This window comes from Aeromonas sp. 2692-1, assembly GCF_013085505.1.
In the GTDB taxonomy this organism is placed as follows: Bacteria; Pseudomonadota; Gammaproteobacteria; order Enterobacterales; family Aeromonadaceae; genus Aeromonas; species Aeromonas hydrophila.
In genome coordinates, this window is sequence record NZ_CP038513.1 from 403,085 (window position 1) to 423,678 (window position 20,594).

A 20,594-nucleotide genomic window follows, 5' to 3' on the forward strand; every position below is an offset into this window, starting at 1 on the left:
CATCATCGTCATTGCGCTATCAGGTCAACTGACCGTGGCAGTGCTTGTATTTTTTGCCTGAGCCGCATGGGCAGGGGTCATTGCGTCCCACCTTCTGCTCGTCCCGCACGAAGGTAACAGGGGCCGCTTCGGCCTGGGCCTCGTCGTCAGCCAGCTGGTTGTCGGCCGCGGCATGGGTGTAGGTGCGGGGAGCGGCTTCGGCCTGCTGGCGCTGCTGCTCTTCCATCGCCTCCACGTCGCGCTCCTGAACCTGTACCCGGCTCAGGATGCTGACCACGTCGCGCTTGAGGGTTTCCAGCATCTGGGTGAACAGATCGAAGGATTCGCGCTTGTACTCCTGCTTGGGGTTCTTCTGGGCGTAACCGCGCAGATGGATGCCCTGACGCAGGTGATCCATGGCTGCCAGGTGCTCTTTCCACAGGCCGTCCAGGGTTTGCAGCATTACCGCCTTCTCGAAGTTGCGCAGCACCTCCTTGCCGACCAGCTCTTCCTTGTGGGCATAGAGTTTGGTGGCTTCATCCAGGATGCGCTCGCGCAGCTTCTCTTCATAGAGCTTGTCGTCTTCCGCCAGCCACTGCTGCAACGGCAGATCCAGCGCGAAGTCGGACTTCAGGCGGGCTTCCAGACCCGGCACGTCCCACATCTCTTCCAGGGACTGCGGCGGGATGTACTCGTCGATGATGGCGCCATAGACGTCGTCACGGATGACGTGGATGGTCTCGGAGATGTCGCTGGTGTCCAGCAGCTCGTTGCGCTGCTCGTAGACCACCTTGCGCTGGTCGTTGGCCACGTCATCAAACTCCAGCAGGCTCTTGCGGATGTCGAAGTTGCGACCTTCCACCTTGCGCTGGGCGTTTTCGATCGCCTTGGTCACCCACGGGTGCTCGATGGCCTCGCCCTCTTCCATCCCCAGCTTCTTCATCATGCCGGTGACGCGATCGGAGGCGAAGATCCGCATCAGGGTATCTTCCATGGAGAGGTAGAAACGGGAGGAACCCGGATCGCCCTGACGACCGGAACGGCCGCGCAGCTGGTTGTCGATACGACGGGATTCGTGGCGCTCGGTACCTATGATGTGCAGACCACCGGCGGCCAATACCGCATCATGACGCACCTGCCAGGCCGCTTTCAGCTCGGCGATTTGTGCCTCGGTCGGGTTCTCCAGCTGGGCAATCTCTGCCTGCCAGTTGCCGCCGAGCACAATGTCGGTACCACGACCGGCCATGTTGGTGGCGATGGTGACGGCGCCGGTCTGGCCGGCCTGGGCGACGATCTCCGCTTCCATGGCGTGGAACTTGGCGTTCAGCACCTTGTGCGGGATGTTTTCCTTGGTCAGGATGCCGGAGAGCAGCTCGGAGTTCTCGATGGAGACGGTACCGACCAGTACCGGCTGGCCGCGCTCGACGCAGCCGCGAATGTCTTCGATGATGGCGGCATATTTCTCGTTGGCGGTCAGGTAGACCAGATCGCCCATGTCTTTGCGCACCATCGGCTTGTTGGTCGGGATAACCACGGTATCCAGGCCATAAATTTGCTGGAATTCAAAAGCTTCGGTATCTGCAGTACCCGTCATGCCCGCCAGCTTGTCGTACAGACGGAAGTAGTTCTGGAAGGTGATGGAGGCCAGGGTCTGGTTCTCGTTCTGGATCTTGACCCCTTCCTTCGCCTCGACCGCCTGATGCAGACCATCGGACCAGCGACGACCCGGCATGGTACGGCCGGTGTGCTCGTCGACGATGACGATTTCGTCCTTCTGGACGATGTAGTCGACGTTGCGTTCAAACAGGGTGTGAGCACGCAGACCGGCATTGACGTGGTGCAGCAGGCTGATGTTGGTGGCGGAGAACAGGGAGTCGTCCTCGGCCAACAGCCCCTCTTTCTTGAGCAGCTCTTCCACAAAGATCTGGCCGTTTTCGGTCAACAATGCCTGACGGTTCTTCTCGTCCACCGTGTAGTGGCCGTCGCCGGTGTACTCTTCAGAGTCTTCCTTGTCCTGCTTGACCAGCAGCGGGATCAGCTTGTTGACGCGAATATAGAGCTCGGAGCTGTCTTCGGCCGGGCCGGAGATGATGAGCGGGGTACGGGCTTCATCGATGAGCACCGAGTCCACCTCATCCACCAGCGCGTAGTTGAGCGGACGCTGCACGCGCTGCTCGGGCGAGAACGCCATGTTGTCGCGCAGGTAGTCAAAACCGAATTCGTTGTTGGTACCGTAGGTGATGTCGGCGGCGTAGGCGTCACGCTTCTGGGACGCGTCCATGCCGGGCACGTTGCAGTCGACTGTCATGCCGAGGAAGGCGAACAGCGGGCGGTTCGCCTCGGCGTCACGCTTGGCCAGATAGTCGTTCACGGTCACCACGTGCACACCACGACCGCTCAGGGCGTTCAGGTAGGCCGGCAGGGTCGCGGTGAGGGTCTTACCTTCACCTGTCTTCATCTCGGCGATGCGGTTGGAGTTCAGCACCATGCCACCGATCAGCTGGACGTCGAAGTGACGCATGCCGAACACCCGGCGAGAGGCTTCACGCACGGTGGCAAAGGCCTCCGGCAGCAACTGCTCCAGTGTCTCACCCTGCTCCAGACGCTGACGATACTCGGCCGTCTTGGCCTGCAGCTGTGCATCGGACAGAGCTTCGAACTGAGGCTCCATCGCATTGATCTGTTTTACAATTTTGCGCAGAGCCTTGAGCGTTCTGTCGTTCCGGCTGCCGATAATCTTGGTAAGCAGTGTGCTAATCATGGGTACCAACTATTTCTGGTTATATAAGTGTTCCGTCACTGGAACCTGGAGAAAAAAACCTAACCCCGTCTGGCATTGAGAAAACGCGCGGGGTCCACCTGACGACCATCTTTCAACACTTCGTAATGCAAATGGACCCCGGTCGCGCGACCGGTGCGTCCCATCAAGGCAATTTTCTGGCCCTCATCGACCAGGGTGCCCACTTCGACCAGCAACTTGGAGTTGTGGGCATAGCGGGTCACCAAACCATTGCCATGATTGATCTCCACCATGTTGCCAAACTCCGGATGACGGCCCGCCCAGCTCACTACGCCCGGGCCCGTCGCCAGAATGGGGGTGCCGGGCTTGCCACGGAAATCCACCCCTTTGTGCATCTTGGCGCGACCGTTGAACGGATCGACCCGGCCACCAAAGCCAGAGGAGACCCAAACCCGCTCCTGCTTGACCGGTGTTCCGGAAATAAAGCCGGCATCGGTTATATGGTGATTCATGATGAAAGATTCAAGTACCGACAGCTGCTCTTCACGACTGCTGAGCTGTTGGCTGAGATGCTTCATGGAGTCCTGCAGCTCGTTGAGGCTGACTTCCAGATCCGCATCATAGGAGGGGCCGCCCATGGGAGGCAGCTCCTTGAAATTGAACTCTTCGGGATCGAGGTCGGCCTTTTCGGTCAGCCGCTCACCGAGCGCGTTGAGACGACCCAGCTGCCCCTGCATGGTGCCCACCTGGGCGGCCAGCATGGCAAGCTGTTCGCGGGCCTCATCAGCCCCTTGCGTGGATTTTTGCTGTTCGGCCATGGCCAGCGCGACTTCCAGCGCCTCCATTTTTTGATGCCAGCTCTGCCAGAGCCAGCCACCACTCAGGGCCAATACAGTGAAGAAGATACCGCCGACCCAGGCCAGACGTTGTTTCGGTAAGTGCAACTTGCGTCGCTGCTTGCCATTGAGGATCAGGGTAATGCTCATAGAAATCAGTCTGCTCGGTCAGGTGTGGCCATTGGCCCGCACGGGAAATAAAACCGGGAGATAATCGGTATTACAGAATGGAGTAAACAAATGACGGAACGTCGGTGCGGAGAGAGGACCGACGTTCCGTTGCACAGCTATCAGGCCAGAACCAGACCGTTATCGTAGTAAGCGATGGGCGCTTTGTCGCCCTCACCCTCGAAGGTCACCAGTTCCCAGGCCTCCTGCTTGGCCAGCAAGGCACGCAGCAGCTTGTTGTTCAGGGCATGGCCGGTCTTGTAGGCACGGAATTCGCCGATGATGCTGCGGTTACACATGTAAAGGTCACCAATTGCATCCAACATCTTGTGTTTGACGAATTCATCTTCATAGCGCAGGCCATCTTCGTTCAGTACCCGGTAGTCATCCAGCACCACGGCGTTTTCCAGGCTTCCGCCCAGCGCCAGGTTCTGGGAACGCAGGTACTCGATGTCACGCATGAAACCGAACGTACGAGCACGGCTGATCTCTTTCACGAAAGAGGCACCGGAGAAGTCCAGCACACAACGCTGATTGCGTCCTTCAAATACCGGATGCTGGAAGTCGATCTCGAGATCCATCTTGAAGCCGTTGCGATAGGGGTGGAATTCCGCCCACTTGTCGCCGTCTTCAACCCGGATGCTCTGTTTGATCCGCACAAACTGCTTGGGCGCATTCTGTTCACGGATACCGACTTCTTGCAGCAGGTAGATAAAGGGGTGCGCACTGCCGTCCATCACCGGGATCTCGGGCGCATCAACCTCGACATAGAGGTTGTCGATGCCCATCCCGGCGAGCGCGGCAGAGAGGTGCTCAATGGTAGAGACTCGGACACCGGCTTCATTGACCAGAGCGGTACAAAGCACGGTATCACGCACCTGATCGGCATTGGCTGGCAGCTCTACCACAGGATTCAGATCGGTACGCAAGTAAACGATCCCTGTGTTAACAGGCGCCGGACGGAACGTCATTGTGACTTTCCGGCCCGAATGCAGGCCGACACCGGTGGCCTGGACACTCGTTTTCAAGGTTCTTTGTCTAATCATGGGCGTATCCGCTTAACAGCTCAAATTCCTGACCAGATGGTCGTTGCCGGGCCATCTTAGCACATTCCTTAAGCAACAAACAAACCAGCGTCATTAGAGGCTTAGTCAGCTTGCTTGCGCAGGAACGCAGGAATATCGAGATAATCCGGTTCGCGACGAGCTTGCGGCTCGGCGTTGACCACCTTGGCCGGGGCCTCTTCCATCACGCGAGACTGCAGGGCTTCGCTGATCAGGGGCTGACGGGCCGGACGCTCTTGTACCATGTTGTTCTTCACCAGCGTGATGTCCGGCTTGCGCTCGGCACCGATACCGGTAGCCACCACGGTCACGCGCAGTTCGTCGTGCATTTCCGGGTCGATTACGGTACCCACCACCACGGTGGCGTTCTCGGAGGCGAAGGCCTTGACCGCGTTACCCACGGTTTCGAACTCTTCGATGGTCATGTCCATGCCGGCGGTGATGTTGACCAGGATGCCACGGGCACCGGCCAGATCCACGTCTTCCAGCAGCGGGCTGGAGATGGCTTTCTCGGCCGCTTCTTCGGCACGGTCATCACCGGAGGCGGAACCGGTACCCATCATGGCGGTACCCATTTCACGCATCACGGTACGCACGTCCGCGAAGTCGACGTTGATCAAGCCCGGACGGGTGATCAGCTCGGCAATGCCCTGTACCGCGCCAAGCAGTACATCGTTGGCAGCCTTGAAGGCGTCCAGCAGGGAGATACCGCGGCCCAACACCTTCAGCAACTTGTCGTTGGGGATGGTGATCAGGGAGTCGACGTTCTTGGACAGCTCTTCGATGCCGTGAGCAGCGAAGCCCATCCGCTTCTTCCCTTCGAAGGAGAACGGCTTGGTTACGACAGCAACTGTCAGGATACCCATCTCGCGGGCCACTTCGGCCACGATCGGTGCAGCACCGGTACCGGTACCACCGCCCATGCCGGCGGCGATGAACACCATGTCGGAGCCAGTCAGCAGCTCGCGCAGCGCTTCCCGATCTTCCATGGCCGCATCACGACCCACTTCCGGATTGGCTCCGGCACCCAGACCCTTGGTGATGCCACCGCCGATCTGCAGGGTTGTGTTGGCGCTGGAGTTACGCAGAGCCTGGGCGTCGGTGTTGACGGTAATGAATTCAACGCCTTCGATGTTTTGACGAACCATGTGCTCGACCGCGTTGCCGCCGCCGCCACCCACACCAATCACTTTAATGACGGCTTCGTCAGTGTGGCTATCCATAAATTCAAACATGTTGTCTCTCCGCTTTATTTGCCTGACTCAGCAAAATCTTTTAGAACTCGCCACGCAACCAGTTGCTGACCCGTTTGACCAGCCCACCTACGCTTGCCTTGGCGGCATATTCCTTGCTACTGCCGGTGGATTGATGGGTGCGGCCATACTGCAGCAACCCGACCGCGGTCGAGTACACAGGCGCCTGCACATAATCACTCAATCCCCGGATATTCATGGGCTCCCCTACCCGGACCTGGCTCTGGAAGATCTGCTCTGCGCACTCCACAATGCCTTCGATCTGGGCAGCGCCGCCGGTCAAGACCACACCGGCTGCAAGCTGATGCTTGACCCCCTGCGCTTTCAATTCGCTTTGTACCCGCACCAGCTCATCATTCACCATGGAGAGCAACTCGGTGTAACGGGGCTCAATCACTTCAGCCAGTGTCTGCCGCTGCAGGCTGCGCGCCGGACGACCGCCGACACTGGGTACTTCAATATTGTCTTCCTTGCTGACCAGCCGGCCGAGGGCGCAGCCATAGCGCACCTTGATCGCCTCCGCGTCCAGCGGCGGAGTGCCGAAGGCATAGGCGATGTCGCTGGTCACCGTGCTGCCGGCGTACGGGATCACCTTGGTGTGACGCAGGGCACCGCCGGTAAACAGCGACATGTCCATGGTGCCGCCACCGATGTCCACCACGCAGACACCCAGCTCCTTCTCGTCTTCAGTCAGCACGGCGTAGCTGGACGCCAGTGCGGAGAAGATCAGCTGGTCCACCCGCAGCCCCACCTTCTCCACGCATTTCTCGATGTTGCGAGCCATGTCGTTGTGGCAGGTGATCAGGTGCACCTTGGCCGCCATCCGCACGCCGGAGAGGCCGACCGGGTTCTTGATCCCTTCCTGGTAGTCGATGGCGAACTCCTGGGGCAGCACGTGCAGCACCCGGAGCTCATCGGACAACCGTACCGACTTGGCGGTGTGGATGACGTTGTCCACGTCTTCCTGGGTCACCTCTTCATCGGAGATGGGTACCATGCCGGTTTCATTGCGACAGTCGATATGCTTGCCGGACAACCCCAGATAGACGGAGCTGATCTGGCAGTCGGCCATCATTTCAGCCTCTTCCACCGCGCGACGCAGGGACTTGACCACGGAATCAAGATCGTTGACCCCGCCCTTGTCCATGCCACGAGAGGCGTGACTGCCCATGCCGATGACATTGAGCTCACCGTCTGGCAGCACTTCGCCAACCAGAACCGCCACCTTGGTTGTGCCGATATCCAGCCCGACAATCAGATTTCTATCTGCGGTTTTGGTCATTCACTTTCTCTTCGTTCTTCTTCCAGCCAACTGCCATTCCGGTGTCGTATCGAAGATCCACGTAAGCAACACGCTCACGAGGCTCGATGACCGGAAAGGCATCGATAAACCGCTGCAGTCGAAGCGCGATATCCGAGCGCCCCAAAAACAGCTGAATGTTGCCATCCAGGGTCAGTTCCCAGGCATGGCGGGGGGTCAGATTCACCCCCAGCAGCTTGTACCCTCTAGCCGCCAGCTGCGCCTCGTATTGGCGGCTGGCCTCCAGCACCTTGACGGCCTGATCTTCTGGCCCGGACAGCTGCATCAGAGGGGTCTTCACCCTGTCCGGCGCACTGAACACCTCACCCTTGGTGTTGACGAAGCGGTTGCCATTCCAGCGGGCCGCAACCGCCTGTTCGGTGAGGTAGACCTTGATCTTGTTGGGCCACTTCTTGCGTACCGAGACCTGGGCCACCCAAGGCAAGGCGTTCAACCGCGCCTGCAATTCGTTCACATCCAACTCGAAGAAGTTGCGCAACTCGGCGCCATCCAGCACGGCGCTGCGCAGTTCATCGGTTTGCAAATACTGGTGTTGCCCCTGCAGCAACAGCTCGCTCATGGGCAACCGATTGGCATCCGTCAGCCAATCTTTAACATCCAGCGCGGTCTGGTAGAGGCCCCACATGACCAGGATGAAAAATCCCACCCCGGCGATGAAGCCCCCCTTGGTGCGCCCTTGTGCCCTTGCCTCCACCCGATCGATCCCCGTTTAACGCGCCATGCCGGCCCTTTGCAGACCGGTTCGCCATTATATAGGCCCCGGCTTGGCGGTCAAAATACTCATTGGGCCCTCAGGCGCCGGATTTCATGCTCTCGATGCTCAATTTCATCTCGCCGAGACGGCGAGCCAGTGCGCCGACGTTCCCTGCCCCCTGGGTCAGCACCAGATCGCCTTCGCCGACCAGCCCGGCCAGCACCGCCGGCACATCGTCCGGCGTCGCGACAAAGATGGGCTCCAGGCTGCCGCGGGAGCGGATGGAGCGGCACAGGGCACGGCCATCGGCGCCCGGAATCGGCTCTTCACCGGCGGCATAAACCTCCAGCATCACCAGCACGTCCACCTTGGAGAGCACGTCCGCGAAGTCTTCGTAGAGATCGCGGGTACGGGTGTAGCGGTGCGGCTGGAACACCATCACCAACCGCTTCTCGGGCCAGCCGGCGCGAGCTGCGTTGATGGTGACCTTGACCTCGCTCGGGTGGTGACCGTAGTCGTCCACCAGCATGGCCTTGCCGCGACCGGTCTCGAACTCGCCATATTGCTGGAAGCGGCGACCCACCCCTTCAAACTTGGCCAGCGCCCGGATGATGGCATCATCGCCGATCCCGTCCTCGGTGGCGACCGCAATCGCCGCGGCGGCATTGAGCGCGTTGTGGATGCCGGGCAGATTGAGGGTCACCTCCAGCTCGCCGGCATCTTTGCGGCGCACTCGGAAGCGACTGCGGTTGCTGGTCTGCACGAAGTCCAGCACCTGCACGTCGGCATCATCACTCAGGCCGTAGGTGATGGTAGGACGAGCGATCTCCGGCAGCATGCCGCGGATCACCGGATCATCCACGCACACAACGGCCAGCCCGTAGAACGGCAGGTTGTGCAGGAAGTCGATGAAGGTGGCCTTCAGCTTGGAGAAATCGCCACCATAGGTGTCCATGTGATCCGCTTCGATGTTGGTCACGATGGAGACCATCGGCTGCAGATGCAGGAAGGAGGCGTCGCTCTCGTCCGCCTCGGCAATCAGATAGCGGCTGCTGCCCAGGCGGGCATTGGTGCCGGCGCTGTTGAGCAGGCCACCGATGACGAAGGTCGGATCCCGGTCCGCTTCGGCATAGATGCTCGCCACCAGACTGGTGGTGGTGGTCTTGCCGTGAGTGCCGGCGATGGCGATGCCGTGGCGGAAGCGCATCAGCTCGGCCAGCATCTCGGCGCGGCGCACCACGGGGATGCGCAGCTCGCGGGCGGCCAGCAGCTCGGGGTTGTCCTGCTTGATGGCGGTGGAAACCACCACCACGCTCGCCTCGTTCACGTGCTCGGCACTGTGGCCGACGAAGATGTGGGCGCCAAGGGACTCGAGTCGCTCGGTCACCGCATTGCGGGCCAGATCCGAGCCGGTTACCTGATACCCTTCGTTGGCAAGCACTTCGGCGATACCGCCCATCCCGGCACCACCGATGCCGATGAAGTGGATGCGACGCACGCGGCGCATTTCAGGGATAACGGTACGCAGTTTTGCCAGTTCAACCTTGGTCATAGTTCTCTCTCAATCTGCCCGGTCGCCAGGCGTTTGCACTCGTCGGCAACCCGCTCGGCGGCATCGGTAATGGCCACGCGACGGGCGGCCTGGGCCATGTTCAATAGGGTTTCCCTGCGCCCGGCAAGCCAGGAGAGACGCGCAGCCAGCGAGGCCGTCGTCAGCTCGGATTGGGGCAGGAATTCAGCCGCACCACCGTCGGCCAGGGTCAGGGCGTTGCGGGTCTGGTGATCATCCACCGCGTGGGGTAGCGGTACAAAAATGGCGGCGACCCCGGCGGCAGCCACTTCGGAGACGGTCAGCGCCCCCGCCCGGCACACCACCAGATCGGCCCAGGCGTAGGCATCAGCCATATCCTTGATAAATTCGCTCACTTCGGCTGCTACGCCCTGCTTGGCATAGGCTTCGGCCACGGCATCGCGATTGCCCTTGCCACACTGGTGACGCACCTCGATGGGCACGCCGGCCGCCGCCACCGCTGGCGGCACCTGCTCGTTGAGCACCCGGGCCCCCAGGCTGCCACCGACGATCAGCAGCCGCAGTGGCTCAGCGCCGCTGCGCAGTTGAGGATCCGGCAGCGCCACCACTTCGGGGCGTACCGGGTTGCCCACCACGGCGGTGCGACGGCTCGGCGCGAAGGCGCCCGGAAATGCCATCAGCACCCGCTTGGCGAGGCGAGCCAGCAACTTGTTGGTCAGGCCTGCCGCAGCATTCTGCTCGTGCAGCAACAGCGGGATACCGGACAGCCAGGCCGCCACGCCACCCGGGCCGGAGGCAAAGCCACCCATGCCGAGCACTACGTCGGGGCGAATGGTCTTGAGCACCCGGCGCGCCTGCAGCACTGATTTGACGATGCGATAGGGCGCGACCAGCAGACGCTTGATGCCGTTGCCACGCACCCCCTGGATATCGATGAAGGAGATGGGGTAACCATGGGCAGGCACCAGCTCGGCCTCCATCCGGTCGGCGGTGCCGAGCCAGTGAATGGTCCAGCCCTGGGCCTTGAGGCGATCAGCCACGGCCAAACCGGGGAACACATGGCCCCCGGTACCGCCTGCCATCACCAACAGCGTCTTGCTCACTAAACCTCCCGCACGCGCGCCTGGGCACTGGCCTGGCGCAACTCGAAATCGATACGAATCAACATGCTCACCGCCACCATCATGATGATGAGGCTCGAACCACCATAACTGACCAGCGGCAGGGTCAGCCCCTTGGTCGGCATCATGCCGCTGGCTGCCCCCACGTTGACGAAGGTCTGGAAGCTGAACCAGATGCCGATGCCGATGGCCAGATAGCCTTCATACAGTCGCTCGGCCACCAGCGCCTGGTGCCCCAGCTTGAGCGCCTTGATTGCCAGCGCAAAGATGAGAAACAGCGCGCCCAGCACGCCCACATAGCCCAGCTCTTCCCCCAGGATGGCGAACACGAAGTCGGTGTGCGCCTCCGGCAGGTACTCCATCTTCTGGATGGAGTTGCCAAGCCCCTCGCCAAACCAGCTGCCACGGCCGAAGGCCATCAGCGACTGGGTCAGCTGGTAGCCGCTGCCGAACGGATCGGCCCAGGGATCGAGGAAGGAGGTCACCCGCCGCATCCGGTACGGCTCGGCGATGATCAGGGTCACCACGGCGCTCACCCCCACCAGGATGAGACCGATGAACTGCACCAGGCGGGCGCCGGCCAGGAACAGCATGCCGAGCGAGGTGACGAACATCACCACCACCGAGCCCAGATCGGGCTGGGCCAGCAGCAGGATGGCCACCACGAACAGCACCGCCATCGGCTTCATGAAACCGATGAAACGCTCGCGTACCTCGCTCTGACGGCGCACCAGATAGCCCGCCAGATAGACGAACAGCGCCAGCTTGCCGAACTCGGCCGGCTGCAGGTTGAACGGACCCAGCGGCAACCAGCGAACCGAGCCGTTGACGCTGCGGCCCACCAGCAACACCAGCACCAGCATGACGATGGCCAGCAGCAGCATGGGGCCGTTGTAGTGCTGCCAGCGCGCCATCGGCACCTGCAGCACGAACCAGGAGATGCCGAGCGCCATCAGCAGAAACAGGCCGTGACGCTTCACGAACATGAAGGGATCGTTGTTGATGGCGATCCCCTCCGGGATCGAGGCGGAGGCCACGATCACCAGACCCACCGCCATCAGCGCCAGCGCCAGCACGACCAGCTGCCGGTCATAGAGACCGGCAGGGCGCGCCGGCAACAGCCAGCGCTGCAAGAAGCCTGCGACTGCGCGAAGGGCGTTCATAACTTCTGTACCAGCTCGGTGAAACGATCGCCGCGCGCTTCGAAAGACTTGAATTGGTCCAGGCTGGCGCAGGCCGGCGCCAGCAGCACCCAGTCGCCGGGTCTGGCATCGGCAGCCGCCTTGGCGACCGCGGCATCCAGATCCGCCACCCGCTCAGTCTGCTCACCCAGCGCCAGCAGCACCTCGGCATCCTGGCCGAAACAGTACATGTGATCGATCTGGCTGCCGAGCAGCGCCTGCACCGGGCCGAAATCCTGGCCCTTGCCCTGGCCACCGGCCAGCAGCAGCAGACGGCCCTTCACCGACTCGCGCACCCCGGCCACGGCAGCCAGGGTCGCCCCCACGTTGGTGGCCTTGGAGTCGTTGATCCAGCGTACCCCGTTCACCTCCCGCACGAAGCGGGCACGGTGGGGCAGCCCCTCGAAACGGCGCAGTACTCGCAACTGCGGCTCGCGCGGGATGCCGACCGCATCGCACAGGGCCATGGCGGCCAGCGCGTTGGCCTGGTTGTGGGCGCCGACGATCTTCATCTCGTCCACCGCCAGCAACGGCTCGCCGTGCAGGGTCAGCCAGTGACGGCCATCCAGCTCGCAGCGGCCATAGCCGTTGCAGTCAAGGCCGAAGCTCTGCCACACCTGACCCACGTCGGGCAGGGTCTGGGCATCGTCGCGATTGATCAGGATGTGCTGGGAATGCTGATGGATCTCCATCTTGGCGGCGCGATAGTCGGCCATGCCCTGATAGCGATCCATATGATCTTCGGAGAGGTTCAATACCACGGAGGCGGCGGCGCGCAGGCTGTGGGTGGTCTCCAGCTGGAAGCTGGAGAGCTCCAGCACGCAGAGATCCATCGGCTGCTTGAGCAGCTCGAGCGCCGGCGTGCCGATGTTGCCACCCACCCCGACCTTGAGGCCGGCTTCGGCGATCATCTCGCCCACCAGGGTGGTGACCGTGCTCTTGCCGTTGGAGCCGGTGATGGCGATCACCGGCACCTGGGTCTCGCGCACGAACAGCTCGATGTCGCCGACGATGCGCACCCCGAACTCGGCGGCCGCTTGCAGTTCGGGCGTTGCCAGGGCAATGCCCGGGCTCGCCACTATCATGTGCGCCTGCTTGAGCAGTTCGCCATCCAGCCCGTGGATGAGTTCCACATCGGCAGGCAGTTGATCCCTGCCGGGCGGGTTGGCGCGGGTGTCCATCACCAGCGGCGTCACGCCACGGCCGAGGAAGTAATCGACGCAGGAGAGTCCGGTTTTGCCGAGTCCGATGATGATGACCATGGCTTACCTCACCTTCAGGGTGGCGAGGCCGAGCAGCACCAGCATGAGCGTGATGATCCAGAAGCGCACGATGACGCGCGGCTCCGGCCAGCCCTTCTTCTCATAGTGGTGATGGATCGGTGCCATGCGGAAGATGCGCACACCGCGCAGCTTGTAGGACCCCACCTGCAGGATCACCGAGACGGTCTCCATCACGAAGACGCCGCCCATGATCACCAGCAGAAACTCCTGACGCACCAGCACGGCGATGGTGCCGAGTGCGCCGCCCAGCGCCAGGGAGCCCACGTCTCCCATGAACACCTGGGCCGGGTAGGTGTTGAACCAGAGGAAACCCAGACCCGCCCCGACGATGGCGGTACAGACGATCACCAGCTCGGAGGTATAGGGCACATAGGGAATATGCAGGTAGTTGGCGAAATTGACGTTGCCGGTGGCCCAGGCGATGAAGGCGAAGCCCCCCGCCACCATCACGGTCGGCATGATGGCCAGACCATCCAGGCCATCCGTGAGATTGACCGCGTTGGAGGTGCCGACGATGACGAAGTAGGTCAATACGATGAACATCAGCCCGAGTTGCGGCATCACATCCTTGAGGAAGGGCACCACCAGCTGGGTCTGACCGTCGTGAGTGGCGGTGGCATAAAGGAACACGGCCACCCCCAGCGCAACGGCGGATTGCCAGAAGTACTTCCAGCGGGCGATCAGGCCGTCGGTGTTCTTGCGCACCACCTTGAGGTAGTCATCGGCGAAGCCGATGGCGCCATAGGCACCCAGCACAAACAGCACCAGCCAGACGTAGGGGTTGTCGAGGCGACACCAGAGCAGCACCGAGATGAAGATGGCGGCGATGATCATCAGGCCGCCCATGGTCGGGGTGCCTTTCTTGCTCAGGTGCGACTCGGGTCCGTCATTGCGGATCACCTGGCCGAATTTGAGGATCTGCAATCGGCGGATGAGGCGCGGCCCCATCCAGAGCGCCACCACCAGGCCGGTGATGATCGACAGGATGGCGCGAAACGTCAGGTAGGAGAAGACGTTGAAGAAGGTGAAGTGCGGGGTGAGCAGTTCCGCCAGCCAGACTAGCATGTGGCTGACTCCTGACGGTCTTTGACCATCTCGACGATATCTTCCATGCGGGAGCCGCGGGCACCCTTGACCAGGATCGCGATTTCTTGATGTGTATTTATCATTTGCGCAAGCACTTCAAACAACGACGCCTTGTTATCGAAATGTCGGCCAGCCGCGGCATCTGCGGTGTGGCGACTCTGTTCCCCTACGGTCAGCACGGCATCGAGGCCGCGCTCGCTGGCGTGGCGTCCGACCCGGGCGTGCTGCTCGGCGGACTCCTCACCCAACTCCTTCATGTCACCGAACACCAGCACCTTGTAGCCGCTCATGGCGGTCAGGGCATCGATGCCCGCCAGCACGGACTCCACGCTGGCGTTGTAGGTGTCGTCCACCAGGGTGAGACCACCCCAGCGCTGGACGCAGAAACGGCCCTTGACCGGCGCCATCTGCTCGAGCCCGGCCTTGACCGAGGCGAGCGAGGCGCCGAGCGCCAGCGTGCCGGCGGCGGCGGCCAGGGCGTTCGCCACGTTGTGGCGGCCCGGAATGGCCAGGGTCAGGCTCACTTCGCCCTGCGGCGTCACCATGACGAACTCGGCACAACCCTGCTGGTTGATCACCACGTTGCTGGCGTGGAACGGCTGACGCTGATCCTCGATGGAGAAGGCGCAGTGGATCCCGCGGGCCTGCCACTTCGGCCAGAATTCGTTGTCGGCATTGACGATGGCGCAACCACCTTCACCCAGCCCCTCGAAGATTTCGCTCTTGGCGTGGAACACCCCTTCCAGCGAGCCGAAGCCCTCCAGGTGCGCGGCCGCCACGTTGTTGATGATGGCGGCATCGGGTTTGGCCAGCGAGGTGGTCCAGGCGATCTCGCCCGGGTGGTTGGCCCCCAGCTCCATCACCGCGAACCGGTGTTGCGGCTCGAGGCGCAGCAGGGTCAGCGGCACCCCCACTTCGTTGTTGAAGTTGCCGGCGGTGGCCAGCACGTCCCCTTCCTGACGCAGGATGGCAGTCGCCATCTCCTTCACCGTGGTCTTGCCGCAGCTGCCGGTGATGGCCAGCACTTTCGGGTTGATCCGCTCGCGCACCAGCCGACCGAGGCGACCCAGTCCCTTGAGACTGTCGGTCACCACCAGCTGGGGGATCGCCAACGGCAGTTCACGCTCGACCAGCAGGGCCGATGCCCCGGCGGCCACGGCCTGCTCGCAGAAATCGTGGGCATCGAAACGCTCGCCGCGCAGCGCAACAAACAGCGCGCCTGCGCCCAGGGTACGGGTGTCGGTGCTGACAGCCGTGATCGCTCCGTCTTCACCAATCAGACGGGCATCGAGTACCTGCGCCAGCTCGGCAAGCCTGAGGGTCATCATGCGAATGACTCCAATAATGTGTGCAAGGCGGCCGCGACGGTTTCCCGGTCGCTGTAGTGCCGCTTGTCGGTTCCAATGATCTGATAATCCTCGTGACCCTTACCGGCCACCAGGATGATGTCCTGTTTGCTCGCCTGGCTCAGTGCCAACTGGATTGCCTTGGTCCTGTCGTGCTCGATCTGCACGGCGCCGGGATCGCGAAGACCCGCCACCATGTCGGCCATGATCCGGGCCGGCTCCTCGGTACGGGGATTGTCATCGGTCAGGATCACGCGATCCGCATGCAGCTCGGCCATGGCGGCCATCATGGGACGCTTGCCGCGATCCCTGTCGCCACCACAGCCCACCAGGCACCAGAGCCGCCCTTCACAGTGCACCCGCAGGGCCTGCAGGGCCTTCTCCAGCGCATCCGGCGTGTGGGCATAATCGACCACAGCGAGCGGCGCCTTGCCGCCACCGAAGCACTCCATGCGGCCGGTTACCGGCTGCAGTTGCGGCGCGCTGGCCAGCAACTCGTCGAAGTCATAACCGAGCACCAGCATGGCGCCCATCGCGGCCAGCACGTTGCTGACGTTGAAGCGCCCGAGCAAGGGGGCGGATAATACACCATTCCCCCAGCTGGAGTTAATCTGCGTGCGAAAACCTTGCTGGTGGAAATGGGGATCCTGCGCCGTCAGCTGTCGCCCCGGGTGACCGGCCACCGGGCCGTGCACGCTGAACGCCACCGCAGCCGGATAGGCAGCCAGCCATTGGCGGCCCAGCCGGTCGTCGGCATTGAGCACGGCGCAGGGTTCGTCCACCAGTTTCAGCAGCTCTTCCTTGGCGGCGCCGTAGGCCTCCATGGTGCCGTGATAGTCCAGATGATCCCGGCTCAGGTTGGTGAATACGGCGGCAGCAAACGGCAGGGCCGCCACGCGATGCTGTACCAGGCCGTGGCTGGACACCTCCATCGCCACCAGATCCGCCCCCTGCGCTTGCAGAGCGGCCAGATTGGCCTGCACCTGCACCGCGCTGCCAGTGGTGTTTTCCGCTTCCACCAGCTCGCCGAACAGGCCGTTGCCGATGGTGCCCATCACCCCGGCCTTGCCCCCCAGCAGGGTGCGCCAGTTGGCCACCAGCAGCGCCGTGGTGCTCTTGCCGTTGGTGCCGGTGATGCCCACCAGATCCAGCTTGCCGGCCGGCTGGTCGTAGCAATAGCCAGCCAGCTCGGAGAGCCTGGCTGGCAGACTCGGGATCCCGAGACAAGGCACGCTCAGCGCCGGTGCCACGAATTCACCGTCCTCTTCAAACAGTACGGCGGTCGCTCCCTGAGCCACCGCCTGTTCGATAAACCGTCTGCCATCCACCTGATGCCCGCGAATCGCCACGAAGAGACAACCGGGCCCGACCCGCCGACTGTCCAGCTGGATGTCGGTAAGCGCGAGCGCCGGGGCAGTAATGCCAAAAGGGCGCATCAGTTGATCAAGTGCGCGGGACAACATTGGAAGCCTCCGTACGGGCAAGTTTGGTGGGTACCGCTGGCGGCACCGCGTCGGGACGAATATTGAAGAGCTGCAGTACCCCGCCCATGGCTTCGGCAAACGGCGGCGTCGCAACGGCACCACCGTAGTAGGCGTCGCCCTTGGGCTCGTTGATCACCACTACCATGACGAAACGGGGATTGCTGGCCGGGGCGAAACCGGCGAACCAGGCCATGTAGTCCTTGCCGTAGCCACCCGCGACCGCGACCTTGGCGGTACCACTCTTGCCGCCGACCCGGTAACCGGGGATCTGCGCTTTCGGAATGGCATTGCTGACCACGTACTCCAGCGCCTGCAACATGGCGGTGGCGTTGTTGTGGTCGATGACCTGCTCCCCCTTGGGCGGCTCGGTCACCTTGACGATGGAGAGCGGCACCCGCTTGCCCTTGTTGGCCAGGGTGGCATAGGCGGAGGCCAGCTGCAGCGGGGTGACCCGCAGGCCATAGCCGAACGACAGGGTGGCCCGTTCGATATCGGACCAGCGCCGGCGCTGGGGCAGCATGCCGCTGCTCTCACCCATCAGGCCGCTGCCGGTGTCCATCCCGAAGCCCACCATGCTGAGGGTGTTGATCATCTCCTGCGCCGGCATCCGCAGCGCGATGCGCGACATACCGATGTTGGAGGAGTAGCGCAGGATGTCGTACAGGTTGGTCGCCTTGTGGATACTCACGTCGCGGATCTGCTTGGCCCCGATGAACAGAGGGCCGCCAGGAATGGTGTCCTTCCAGCTGGTGACCCCGGCTTGCAGGGCACTGAGCAGGATCAGCGGCTTGACGGTGGAACCTGGTTCATAGGTATCGGTCACCACCCGGTTGCGTACCCGGAAACTCTGATACTGACCGCGGTTGTTGGGGTTGTAGGAGGGGGTGTTGACCATGGCGAGCACCTCGCCGGTCTTGACGTCCAGCATCACCATGGAGCCGGAGGTCGCCTTGTTCTCGTCGGTGGCACGCTTGAGCGCCCGGTAGGCCAGCGCCTGCACTCGTTGATCGATGCTCAGCTGCAGGTCGTTGGCGTTTTTGCCCTCTTTCACCAGACCAAGCCGCTCGATGACCCGGCCCTGCCTGTCCTTGCGCACCCGCATCTCGCCAGGGGTCGCCGTCAGCCACTCGTTGTAGCTGCGCTCTATCCCCTCGATGCCGCTGCCGTCGATGTTGGTCACCCCCACCAGGTGGGCGCTGATCTCGCCAGTCGGGTAGAAACGGCGCGCCTCGGGGCGCAGATAGATGCCACCCAGCTTGAGACCCTTGATGTATTCCGCCACCGCCGGCGTCACCTGGCGCTGCAGGTAGACGAAGCGCTTGCTCGGGTTGGAGATGCGGTGCTTGAGGGTGTTGATGTCGAGCTTGAGCACGGCGGACAGGGCCAGCCAGGCCCGCTCGTTATGGATGGCGCCAGACTCGTGCACCGTCTTGGGGTCGGCCCAGACGGCTTCCACCGGCACCGACACCGCCAGCTGTTCGCCGTTACGATCGGTGATCATGCCGCGCACCGCCTGAGTGGCGGTAGTACGCAGCGAACGCATGTCCCCTTCCTGACGCAGCCGATCCGGGTCGATCACCTGGATCCAGGCCAGTCGCAGGATCAAGCCGGCAAACGCAATGCCGATGAAGAACACCAGCGTGCGAAAGCGCCACGGATAGAGTGACGGAGCTTTGACCTTGGGTTGGGCCTTGGCGGAAGCCTTGCGTTTCATGGTTGTGTAATTACCTTCTCGGTGGTCACCAGCGGGCGAGCCATCTGCAACTTGTCCATGGCCAGACTCGCCACCCGGGAGTGCTCGGCCAGCGTGCCCTGCTCCAGCAACAGGTGCCGCCATTCGATGTTGAGCCGATCCTCCTCCGCCATCAGGTCGTTCTGCTTGGCCGTCAGACCACGGGTCATGTTGGTCACCAGGATCACCGCAAAGGCGGTGATCAGCACGGCGATGGCCAGCACCACCTGCAGCTTGTGCCGCCAGAGATCACCGAGGATCTCCCTGGCCAGATGAACGCGCACCTCGCTCATGGCTTACTCCGCCAACCGCTGGGCGACCCGCAGCACCGAGCTGCGGGACCGACTGTTTTCATTGACCTCGTGCTCGGAAGGCTTGAGCGCCTTGCCGACCGACTTCAATTTGCGACCGCCGGCCAGCTGGGCCTCGGTCAACGGAATGCCGTGCGGCACTTCCGGCCCTTTCTCATGCTTGCGAATGAAATGCTTCACCAGCCGATCTTCCAGCGAGTGGAAGCTGATGACGGAGAGACGACCTTCCGGAGCCAGCACCTGCAGGGCGCCGTTGAGCGCGGTCTCGATCTCGTCCAGCTCGCTGTTGATGTAGATGCGGATGGCCTGGAAGCTGCGGGTAGCGGCGTGCTTGCCCTTCTCCTTGCTCGGATTGACGCGGGCAATCATCTCCGCCAGTTGACGAGTGCGGACATAGGGCTCGGTCACCCGATCGTGCACGATGGCGCGGGCGATCTTCTTGGCGAAACGCTCCTCGCCAAAGGTCTTCAGCACCCAGGCGATGTCGTCCACGTCGGCGCGAGCCAGCCATTCGGCGGCGCTCTGACCGGAGGTGGGGTCCATCCGCATGTCGAGCGGACCGTCCTTCATGAAGCTGAAACCGCGCTCGGCATCGTCCAGCTGGGGAGAAGAGACCCCCAGATCCAGCAGGAAACCGTCTACCTTGCCCAGCAGACCGCGTTCATCCAGATAGGAGGCAATGCCGGAGAAGGGGCCGTGCACGATTTCGAAGCGCGGATCCTGGATCTTGGCCGCTTCGGCAATGGCCTGGGGATCCCGATCGATGGCGATCAGCCGGCCGTTGGGGCCAAGCTGCTGGAGAATGAGACGAGAGTGACCACCCCGGCCAAACGTACCGTCGACGTAGATGCCGTCCGGCTTGATGGCCAGCCCTTCAACGGCTTCGTGCAGCAGCACTGTGATGTGTTCAGCGGCTTGGGTCATTTATAAAGAGAAATCCTGTAGTCGTGGCGAGCTTGCCCAGTCATCTTCGGGCAGACCCTGAATGTCGTCATTGACCTGTTGTTGCCAGCGGGCTTCATCCCACAGCTCAAACTTGTTGAGCTGGCCCACCAGCATGATCTTCTTGTCCAGCCCTGCATGGCTGCGCAGTGGCTGGCTGAGCAGCAGACGGCCATTGCCGTCCAGCTCGCATTCGGTCGCATGCCCGAGCAACAGCCGCTGCAGGCGGCGCTCAAGGGGATTCATGCTGGAGAGCGTCTTGAGCTTGCGCTCGATCTCTTCCCATTCGTTCAGGGGGTAAAGCAGCAGGCAGGGATGGGCAATATCGATGGTGCAGACCAGCTGGCCCTCGCTTTCGTCGCGCAGCCAATCACGGTACTTGGTCGGAATCGCCAATCGCCCCTTGCTGTCGAGGCTGATGGCATGCGCACCACGCAACAAATTGCAGTCCCTGAAAATGAGTTAAAGGGGGCAAACCGCCCGATAAAAACCACTTTGATCCACTTTTCCCCACCTTGAAGT

Annotated in this window: 17 protein-coding genes; all 17 read right to left on the reverse strand. The window is 62.3% G+C overall.

Annotation, left to right across the window (positions count from 1 at the left end):
- Nucleotides 1-19 precede the first annotated feature (19 nt).
- Nucleotides 20-2,740 (reverse strand): preprotein translocase subunit SecA, encoded by a 2,721-nt coding sequence (secA, locus tag E5E97_RS02125; protein WP_011707576.1) that lies wholly within the window; start codon nt 2,738-2,740, stop codon nt 20-22.
- A gap of 59 nt (nt 2,741-2,799) precedes the next feature.
- Nucleotides 2,800-3,705, reverse strand: a complete 906-nt coding sequence (locus E5E97_RS02130) for a M23 family metallopeptidase (protein ID WP_016352175.1) — start codon at nt 3,703-3,705, stop codon at nt 2,800-2,802.
- A 140-nt stretch (nt 3,706-3,845) separates the two neighbouring features.
- Entirely contained in the window at nt 3,846-4,769 is a 924-nt protein-coding gene (lpxC, locus tag E5E97_RS02135; protein WP_011707578.1) for a UDP-3-O-acyl-N-acetylglucosamine deacetylase, read from the reverse strand.
- A gap of 101 nt (nt 4,770-4,870) precedes the next feature.
- Nucleotides 4,871-6,022 (reverse strand): cell division protein FtsZ, encoded by a 1,152-nt coding sequence (ftsZ, locus tag E5E97_RS02140; protein WP_005305686.1) that lies wholly within the window; start codon nt 6,020-6,022, stop codon nt 4,871-4,873.
- 40 nt (nt 6,023-6,062) lie between these two features.
- Nucleotides 6,063-7,322, reverse strand: a complete 1,260-nt coding sequence (gene ftsA, locus E5E97_RS02145) for a cell division protein FtsA (RefSeq protein WP_005305690.1) — start codon at nt 7,320-7,322, stop codon at nt 6,063-6,065.
- Nucleotides 7,303-8,055, reverse strand: a complete 753-nt coding sequence (locus tag E5E97_RS02150) for a cell division protein FtsQ/DivIB (protein WP_017409434.1) — start codon at nt 8,053-8,055, stop codon at nt 7,303-7,305. The genes ftsA and E5E97_RS02150 overlap by 20 nt, the downstream gene beginning before the upstream one ends.
- A gap of 97 nt (nt 8,056-8,152) precedes the next feature.
- On the reverse strand, nt 8,153-9,607 hold the full coding sequence (gene murC, locus E5E97_RS02155) for a UDP-N-acetylmuramate--L-alanine ligase (protein WP_010635950.1): 1,455 nt from the start codon (nt 9,605-9,607) through the stop codon (nt 8,153-8,155).
- Nucleotides 9,604-10,689, reverse strand: a complete 1,086-nt coding sequence (gene murG / locus E5E97_RS02160) for an undecaprenyldiphospho-muramoylpentapeptide beta-N-acetylglucosaminyltransferase (protein WP_171279822.1) — start codon at nt 10,687-10,689, stop codon at nt 9,604-9,606. Before murG ends, murC begins: the two co-directional genes overlap by 4 nt.
- Nucleotides 10,689-11,870, reverse strand: a complete 1,182-nt coding sequence (gene ftsW / locus E5E97_RS02165; RefSeq protein ID WP_016352178.1) for a cell division protein FtsW — start codon at nt 11,868-11,870, stop codon at nt 10,689-10,691. Before ftsW ends, murG begins: the two co-directional genes overlap by 1 nt.
- Complete coding sequence (gene murD / locus E5E97_RS02170) at nt 11,867-13,150, reverse strand: UDP-N-acetylmuramoyl-L-alanine--D-glutamate ligase (RefSeq protein ID WP_118880259.1); 1,284 nt, start codon at nt 13,148-13,150, stop codon at nt 11,867-11,869. Before murD ends, ftsW begins: the two co-directional genes overlap by 4 nt.
- 3 nt (nt 13,151-13,153) lie before the next feature.
- On the reverse strand, nt 13,154-14,236 hold the full coding sequence (gene mraY, locus E5E97_RS02175) for a phospho-N-acetylmuramoyl-pentapeptide-transferase (RefSeq protein WP_011707583.1): 1,083 nt from the start codon (nt 14,234-14,236) through the stop codon (nt 13,154-13,156).
- The gene (gene murF / locus E5E97_RS02180; RefSeq protein WP_118880256.1) at nt 14,230-15,585 is read right to left on the reverse strand and encodes a UDP-N-acetylmuramoyl-tripeptide--D-alanyl-D-alanine ligase; all 1,356 of its coding nucleotides are present in this window, start codon (nt 15,583-15,585) and stop codon (nt 14,230-14,232) included. The genes mraY and murF overlap by 7 nt, the downstream gene beginning before the upstream one ends.
- Entirely contained in the window at nt 15,582-17,066 is a 1,485-nt protein-coding gene (gene murE / locus E5E97_RS02185) for a UDP-N-acetylmuramoyl-L-alanyl-D-glutamate--2,6-diaminopimelate ligase (protein WP_118880255.1), read from the reverse strand. Before murE ends, murF begins: the two co-directional genes overlap by 4 nt.
- On the reverse strand, nt 17,047-18,801 hold the full coding sequence (locus E5E97_RS02190; RefSeq protein ID WP_011707586.1) for a peptidoglycan glycosyltransferase FtsI: 1,755 nt from the start codon (nt 18,799-18,801) through the stop codon (nt 17,047-17,049). The genes murE and E5E97_RS02190 overlap by 20 nt, the downstream gene beginning before the upstream one ends.
- Nucleotides 18,798-19,112: a cell division protein FtsL gene (gene ftsL, locus E5E97_RS02195; protein WP_005305726.1), complete on the reverse strand. Its 315-nt coding sequence runs from the start codon at nt 19,110-19,112 to the stop codon at nt 18,798-18,800. Before ftsL ends, E5E97_RS02190 begins: the two co-directional genes overlap by 4 nt.
- 3 nt (nt 19,113-19,115) lie before the next feature.
- The gene (gene rsmH / locus E5E97_RS02200) at nt 19,116-20,054 is read right to left on the reverse strand and encodes a 16S rRNA (cytosine(1402)-N(4))-methyltransferase RsmH (RefSeq protein WP_011707587.1); all 939 of its coding nucleotides are present in this window, start codon (nt 20,052-20,054) and stop codon (nt 19,116-19,118) included.
- Nucleotides 20,055-20,513, reverse strand: a complete 459-nt coding sequence (mraZ, locus tag E5E97_RS02205; RefSeq protein WP_005305730.1) for a division/cell wall cluster transcriptional repressor MraZ — start codon at nt 20,511-20,513, stop codon at nt 20,055-20,057.
- Nucleotides 20,514-20,594: the final 81 nt, after the last annotated feature.

Bases quoted from the DNA above. Each gene is read 5' to 3' on its own strand.
- secA (WP_011707576.1), bottom strand. From the start codon at position 2,740: ATGATTAGCACACTGCTTACCAAGATTATCGGCAGCCGGAACGACAGA.
- E5E97_RS02130 (WP_016352175.1), bottom strand. From the start codon at position 3,705: ATGAGCATTACCCTGATCCTCAATGGCAAGCAGCGACGCAAGTTGCAC.
- lpxC (WP_011707578.1), bottom strand. From the start codon at position 4,769: ATGATTAGACAAAGAACCTTGAAAACGAGTGTCCAGGCCACCGGTGTC.
- ftsZ (WP_005305686.1), bottom strand. From the start codon at position 6,022: ATGTTTGAATTTATGGATAGCCACACTGACGAAGCCGTCATTAAAGTG.
- ftsA (WP_005305690.1), bottom strand. From the start codon at position 7,322: ATGACCAAAACCGCAGATAGAAATCTGATTGTCGGGCTGGATATCGGC.
- murC (WP_010635950.1), bottom strand. From the start codon at position 9,607: ATGACCAAGGTTGAACTGGCAAAACTGCGTACCGTTATCCCTGAAATG.
- ftsW (WP_016352178.1), bottom strand. From the start codon at position 11,870: ATGAACGCCCTTCGCGCAGTCGCAGGCTTCTTGCAGCGCTGGCTGTTG.
- murD (WP_118880259.1), bottom strand. From the start codon at position 13,150: ATGGTCATCATCATCGGACTCGGCAAAACCGGACTCTCCTGCGTCGAT.
- mraY (WP_011707583.1), bottom strand. From the start codon at position 14,236: ATGCTAGTCTGGCTGGCGGAACTGCTCACCCCGCACTTCACCTTCTTC.
- murF (WP_118880256.1), bottom strand. From the start codon at position 15,585: ATGATGACCCTCAGGCTTGCCGAGCTGGCGCAGGTACTCGATGCCCGT.
- murE (WP_118880255.1), bottom strand. From the start codon at position 17,066: ATGTTGTCCCGCGCACTTGATCAACTGATGCGCCCTTTTGGCATTACT.
- E5E97_RS02190 (WP_011707586.1), bottom strand. From the start codon at position 18,801: ATGAAACGCAAGGCTTCCGCCAAGGCCCAACCCAAGGTCAAAGCTCCG.
- ftsL (WP_005305726.1), bottom strand. From the start codon at position 19,112: ATGAGCGAGGTGCGCGTTCATCTGGCCAGGGAGATCCTCGGTGATCTC.
- rsmH (WP_011707587.1), bottom strand. From the start codon at position 20,054: ATGACCCAAGCCGCTGAACACATCACAGTGCTGCTGCACGAAGCCGTT.